The organism is Eisenbergiella porci, assembly GCF_009696275.1.
GTDB classification, from domain to species: domain Bacteria; phylum Bacillota; class Clostridia; order Lachnospirales; family Lachnospiraceae; genus Eisenbergiella; species Eisenbergiella porci.
The window spans coordinates 1-2802 of record NZ_VUMI01000128.1 but is presented as its reverse complement, the minus strand read 5'-3'; the positions used below and the strand labels follow the sequence as shown (position 1 = coordinate 2802).

The 2802-nt window shown below is 40.8% G+C and carries 2 protein-coding genes; both read left to right on the top strand.

The window, feature by feature from the left end; genetic code table 11:
- Window positions 1-276 precede the first annotated feature (276 nt).
- Complete coding sequence (locus tag FYJ45_RS29105) at window positions 277-543, top strand: hypothetical protein (RefSeq protein ID WP_154468410.1); 267 nt, start codon at window positions 277-279, stop codon at window positions 541-543.
- Between the two features lie 374 nt (window positions 544-917).
- Complete coding sequence (locus FYJ45_RS29100; protein WP_195842045.1) at window positions 918-2285, top strand: hypothetical protein; 1368 nt, start codon at window positions 918-920, stop codon at window positions 2283-2285.
- Window positions 2286-2802: the final 517 nt, after the last annotated feature.

Genomic DNA, 2802 nt, shown 5'->3' with positions numbered 1-2802 from the left:
TTGGTCATGATAAAGACCTCCTTAAACTGTATTTACGCTATAAAGCGCATACATACAGTTTACATGAAGAACTAAGGTTTTTCATGACACTGGTATCATTCACCGGAATGGTGGTATCATCTGTTCCGGATTGCGGGTATCGTCCTTACCGGAACGGCGGTATCCATTCACCGGAATAGCGGTTCAAAAAGTTCCGGAATACTCATTTGACATGCGCCATAAAATCCTTATGGCTTTGTTGGAACTGCCCGTAGTAGCGGATATCTGCCTGGGGATGTGTCTGAATTTGACGAAACCTTTATCCTTGACTGCTATAAAGGTAAGAAACTGGACACCGGGGCAGGGCGTAATCCACGCAAACATGGTGCAAAAGCTTTAAAAAGAAGCATTTCCAGTGAATACCTTTGTATCTGCACGGGGATCCAGCGCAAAGGGGATGCTTTTGCAGCCACGGTTAACAGGGCTAAACCCGATGCAAAGGAACTGGAAAGTATCTTTAAAGACACATTTCAGATGGAACGCTTGCGCTTTGTGACGGATTAAGGAGTTACCATACATTTACCGGAATCGCAGACTGCACGGTGAGGGACTGCGTGAACCAGGAATGCGATGATGCGCACTTTTTTAATCTGAACACGGTGAATGGTTTCCATAGTTTCATCAAAAGGCGTTATGAATTCCATCGTGGAGTTGCGAGCAAATATATCAATAGGTACAATACGCTGTTTGCCGTCACCTACTGAAATGCAGAGTCCATAATCTGGCGGTTGACGGAAACTATATTGAAAGTAACCAGCACAAACTATTACCACAATAATAAGGATGTAAGAATGACTGGAGTATTGGCTATATAGCTTTACCAACACATTTAAGGATTAACACCAATAATAAAAATTGACAATTCGGGAGGGGTATGAATGGCTGTTTGGAGATTACAAGTAAACACAGGTGGTGCCAACATAGCATCATATTGCATTCAAAATCATGTTGCGGCAATGGGGTGGAGCTTGCGTGATTTAACTCAGGCAGACCGAGCAGGAATACAGAAATTTGAAGATTACTGTAAATTTGCAAAAACAGAGTATAAGAATTTTGATAGTGTTTGCCGTATGGTGGAAGATGTAAAAGTAAAAGACTTACTATGGATGCGGACGCGGGAAGGAAAGTATTACATTGCAAGAGTAAAATCAGATAGCGTCTGGAATTTTAATGAGTCAGCCGTAGCCATTGATGCAGCAAATCAGCTGACAAACATTGATTGGTATCCAGCATCTGATACGGCAGATGAGGAAGCAGTGCCAGGGGCAATAGCAACAGCGTTTATCAGAGGTTTTACACTGCAAAGAGTGAACAAAGAAGGCGTGGAAGAATATAGCCAGCTGCTCTACAATAAAGTTCATGATATTAATCGAGACATGTATATGTATCCGAGTCCGGACTTATCTTTGTCAGAAGGCTGCTTTTACAATTTACTGCAACCGGAAGATGTGGAGGATTTATTGGCGTTGTGGCTTTATGATACAAAGGGCTATATCTGTATCCCTTCGACCAATAAGATTTCAACTCCAAACTATGAATGTGTTTTGATTGACCCGCAGGATACAAATAGAAAGCATATCTATATTCAAGCTAAAAAGGGAACGATAAATCTGGATGCAGAAAATTATGCATCATTGAAGGGCGAAACATACCTATTGACTACAGAGGGCCGTATTGACAACTTAGATAAATATGAGCATGTGTTTGAAGTGAAAGCAGAAATGATATTCAATTTTGCAACAGATCCGGCGAAAGTTCATATCATTCCGGAGAGCGTATTACATTGGGTGAAATTTCTGACTGAGGTAGAGAATTCTAAGATTCAGTTTGCAGGCTGCAAAGGAATTATGTTTGATACCAACAGAACGTATTCTGACAAGAATGAAGGTGAAATGATAGCACAGAACAAAATATCTGCATATGGAGACGCAAGAAAATACATCCGTTCTTTCGACAAGGGGGATTACGCACTGTTTTATTCCAAAGGAAGAGGCGTCATTGCGATAGGAAAAGTTTTGACGGATGAGTGTACTAATGCTGACAAGGATGAAGCTTATAGGAAGGTAGAGATGATTACCCCGAGGAATTTTTCTGGAAATGCAGCTGAGTTACCGGCATTGTCTCCAACAGAAATCAAAAATATACTTGGTAGAAATTTTTATTGGGCATCTACCATTAAGACTCCATTTTTGACAGGTACACAGGTGGAGCTGCTGATACAGGCACTGAACAAAAAACAGAGGTAAAGCAAGGGAGGAAAATCTGTATAGGAAATACATCAAAAGTACCAAGTGAGCATGATTGCGATCGTAAATACTGAATTCAAGCAATTGTAAATGACAGCAAACTGTGTAAGCGACTGAATAAGGAAATTAACGGGCTGGAGAACCTCTGTTGAATTGGCCTGTTAAGCAATGAGGATTATGCTGAGTATAAGCTGAATCAGCAGGTAATGCCGGATAACCTTGGCATTATATATAAAGAAATTACAAGGAAGGATATTTGAGTGCTGGTCAACACAGCAGTTGCAGTGGAATGGAATTGCGGTCAGTGATGACAATATGGAATTTAGCATTACATTGAAGCAACTACTGAAGATCCTGTGGATGGCATCAAAAACCATGCCTCAACTATCCAAAATAGATTAGGAAAGTTCTAAGTCAGGGGCTCAAAATCAAGAGCTTGATATGAACTTCAAGCCCCTGATTTAGTACTTTCCTTTTGAACCAAGTCGCACATGCGGACCTCTTATGCCGTTTTAAT

Excerpts from the sequence above, each read along its gene's own strand:
- FYJ45_RS29100 (WP_195842045.1), top strand. The coding sequence starts at position 918 with ATGGCTGTTTGGAGATTACAAGTAAACACAGGTGGTGCCAACATAGCA.